3 protein-coding genes are annotated in these 3,567 nt (G+C 48.5%); 1 reads left to right on the top strand and 2 read right to left on the bottom strand.

Annotated elements, in window-relative coordinates; genetic code table 11:
• A partial coding sequence (locus V6C93_RS20730) for an efflux RND transporter permease subunit (RefSeq protein ID WP_333478572.1) occupies window positions 1-869 on the bottom strand: 869 nt, incomplete at its 3' end.
• An 82-nt stretch (window positions 870-951) separates the two neighbouring features.
• Window positions 952-2,349 (bottom strand): efflux RND transporter periplasmic adaptor subunit, encoded by a 1,398-nt coding sequence (locus V6C93_RS20725; protein WP_333478571.1) that lies wholly within the window; start codon window positions 2,347-2,349, stop codon window positions 952-954.
• A gap of 179 nt (window positions 2,350-2,528) precedes the next feature.
• Between V6C93_RS20725 and V6C93_RS20720 the strand changes: the two genes are divergently transcribed.
• Window positions 2,529-3,567 (top strand): hypothetical protein (locus V6C93_RS20720; RefSeq protein ID WP_333478570.1); only part of this gene is annotated, 1,039 nt, incomplete at its 3' end.

The raw sequence follows: 3,567 nt of genomic DNA, 5'->3' as shown, positions 1-3,567 counted from the left end.
GTACTGCGTAGGATGGAGAAGGCAACTACGGGTTTGCCATTGAGACGAGCACTTTGACGCGGTTCGGCAAAGGTGTCGCTGACCTCCCCTAAAGTGGATAGGGGCACAAAACTCCCTTTGGGGAGTGTGATTTGATAGTTTTTCAACTGCTCGACACTGTTGGCACTCCCTAAAGTGCGAACCGTCTGCTCCGAACTGCCAAGGTTGGTGCGTCCTCCGGGTAAGTTAATGTTGAAGTTACGGATTTGGTCGTTAACCTGAGTGGCGGTAATGCCCAGTGCTTGCAGTTCATCTGGGTTCAAGTCTACGTGAATCTCACGGTCTACACCCCCAATCCGCTGGACTTGGGCGACACCAGGAACGGCAAGGATGGCACGGCTGATGGTTTGGTCGATTAATTCACTCAGTTGTTCGACCGACTGTTGTTCAGAAACAACGGCGTAGGACATGATCGAACCCCCGGCAAAATCCACTCGTTTAACAATGGGGTCGTTCACATCTTGGGGAAGATTTTGGCGAATTTGGGCTACGGCATTTCGCACATCATTCGTGGCGCGATCGCTATTGGTACCCAAGACAAAATTCACGTTAGTGCTAGATGCGCCATCCGTCACTGTCGAGATAATGTGGTCAATATTGCCTAAACCCGCAACCGCATCCTCAACTTTCTTCGTAACTTGGGATTCCAATTCTGCTGGGTCAGCTCCGGGTTGAGTGACGGTAATCGTCACCGCAGGAATATCCACATTCGGGTCGCTATCGATGCCCAACAATGGGAAAGCAACCAGACCCAACACTGTCAAAATTAAGAACAAAACAATGGTAGGAACGGGTTGTTTAATCGACCAAGCGGAGATGTTGAAAGACATGAGCAGGTAGAAGTAAAAGGCAAAATGTAAAAGCTATCAGCTTGGTATTAAGATAAAAGGCAAAATTTATTACTTTTCCCTTTTACTTTTGACTTGGAGTATTTACAACTTTCACTCTATCCCCATCTTTGAGGTAGCCAGCACCCGCAACGACGACGCGATCGCCTAATTTCAAACCACTCTTAATTTCGATTTTGGCGGTATCTGAATTGGCACTTTCTCCACCACTGGTTGCCCCTTCGGTCACTGTTTGGGCATGAGCAACATTATTACTGTCCACCACATAAACAGTTCCTTTCCCCTCACCCTGAGGTAACACCGCTTTGGCTGGAACGGTTAACCCTTGAGCCGTTCCCGAACTTATACCCGCTCGTACAAACATACCTGCACGTAATAGGGGTGTTGAAGGCAGATTAATCTTGACCATTCCCTGACGAGTTTGTTGGTCAACCGTGGGCATAATTTCTCGCACAGTTCCTTCCAAACGAATCCGGGAATCTGCATTGCTGGTAATCAGCACGGGTGCCCCAATTCGGACTTGTGGGAGTTGAGGTTCTGGGATTTGGGCGCGAAGTTCTAAAACCCCATTGCGGATGAGCGTAAATAGCTTTTGATTGGAGGTAACATCCCCAACTGCGGCAAACTTCTCCGCGACAATCCCAGGAGCGGGTGCCTTTACTACAGTTTGTGTAATTTGAGTTTGCAGTTTTTGAATTTGAGCTTGGTAGTTTTTCACATCAGCTTCGGCACTGCCAATATTGGCTTGGGCGACTCCGAGTGATTCTCTGGCTGTTGCTACTGCGGTACTGCGAGTTTCTAAATCTTGACGACTAATTGCGCCTTGGTTAGCTAGATATTGATAACGCTTCAATTCTCGTTCGGCTTGTGCCAGTGTCGCGCGTTGTTGGTTAAAAGCGGCTTGTTTTTGCCGCACAACGGCTAGGGAGGATTCGAGTTGTGCCTTGGCTTGCTGGAGTTGCGTTTGGAGGACAGAATCATCGAGAACCGCTAAAATTTGTCCCACTTGCACACTTTGCCCTTCACTCGCCAGAACTTGACGAACTTGTAAGCCGGTCGCTTGGGGTAAAACAGGGAGCAAGTCGGTAGCGGCGACTGTTCCTCTGGCTTCTAGGGTGCTGCTGACAGGACTATTTGCCACTGGTGCTACGGTAACGCTTAGGCTGGGGGGTGGTGGTGCTTTGGCTGGGGCAACCTTTCGGTTACCACCGCTTGACATTATGCGCGTTCCTCCGAAAGTGAGTACGGCACCAATTCCAATCCCGATTAAAGTAGGGGTGAGCCATCCGCGTCGAGTGCGCCTAGTGAAGTTAGGAGGGTAGTCTAGATCGTCAAACTCATGAGCAGATGTATGGCTAACACTGTTTTCAGGAGCGATCGCCTCTTTAGACGCTGCACTCTGTGCGATCGCTCCTGTCAGTTTATCTGCTTCATCTTCGTCAGATAAGGATTTGTAGGTCACAGTTAATCCCTCCCCTACGCTAGGGCAAACACGATTAGTAACGGCTTGAGAGTGAAGTGCCCCTTACGTCCTGACGGCAACCACAACTTCAGCCCGTTGAGTTGAATTTATAAAGAATTCTAAAGATATCTTAACAATATTTTAGTTTCTGGTTCGATTATATCAACCTGATATAAGTATTGTCACTGGTTACTTTAATTCTGCTAGAGCACGCTTTTGCAGAGGCTAGCCAGAGCAGTGACCCATTAGCTACTTTTATACAGGCAATAGAGAGTCTTCTACATCACCCAGTAGTAGGGGATGGTAAGGTTCACTATTGGGCGAGAGTCAAGAGTCGCCTTGGTGAGTGCCATAACACAAAAACTGGAGCCATAGACAGCAATGGTGTTCTGTGCGTAGCATATCTAGTAAGTCCTCACGCACCCCGATTCATGCCCAGTAATGGACAAGGCTCTACACCTGGAACAGGTATCAAAACACCTGATGCCCTAGCCTCTGCGATGGAATCCATCAACACGCTTTCAGTTTGGCTCGTTGATGCTGGACTAGATAAGAGTGCGATCGCTCAATGGAAGTTCAATGCGCTAGCCAAGAAATTCCCCGACCTGGCAGACATTATTGAAGACGCTAAAAAACTAATTGGTTCTACTGCGACCGTTCCAGAACTGGGTATGACCGTATCTGAGGTGGCAGAGCAGTTAACTGAGGAATTGGGACGAAAAATCAAGCCTGCACAAGTGAATCAGGCGCTCATTGAGTTGGGCTTCCAGGTTCGTCCAGACAACGGTAAAAGAATTTGGCAGTTGACAGAGTTGGGGAAGGAATATGGATTGAGTCGGTTAGCCACATCAAAAACAAACGATTGGTCGGGTCCACAAGTGACTTGGGGCGAGACTATTATCCCGGTTCTCATTGATTATTTTGAGAAAGCCTTCTCAGAAGAAGAAGCATTAAGTGAGTCTCCAAGAGACACCCCTACTCCGGCACCGGAATTGGAGCCAAAACCGGAATCCATAAGTTGGATGCTGACGGAGCGCATCAAATCCAGTAAGAAGAAGGTGACAGCTTCCCAACGGCTGCACATTGAGATGGAAGCTGCCGAGTCATATAAACAGCGGCATGGGAAGCCCCCAGCTAAGGAACAGGTTAAAGGCAAGTACTATGATGTCTACCCCGAATCCGATTTGGATTTGTTAGCTGCGGCGATAGAGCGAGTAC

The organism is Allocoleopsis sp., from assembly GCF_036703385.1.
Lineage (GTDB): Bacteria > Cyanobacteriota > Cyanobacteriia > Cyanobacteriales > Coleofasciculaceae > Allocoleopsis.
The sequence above is the reverse complement of the archived record's forward strand: the minus strand, read 5'-3'. Positions and strand labels throughout refer to the sequence as shown.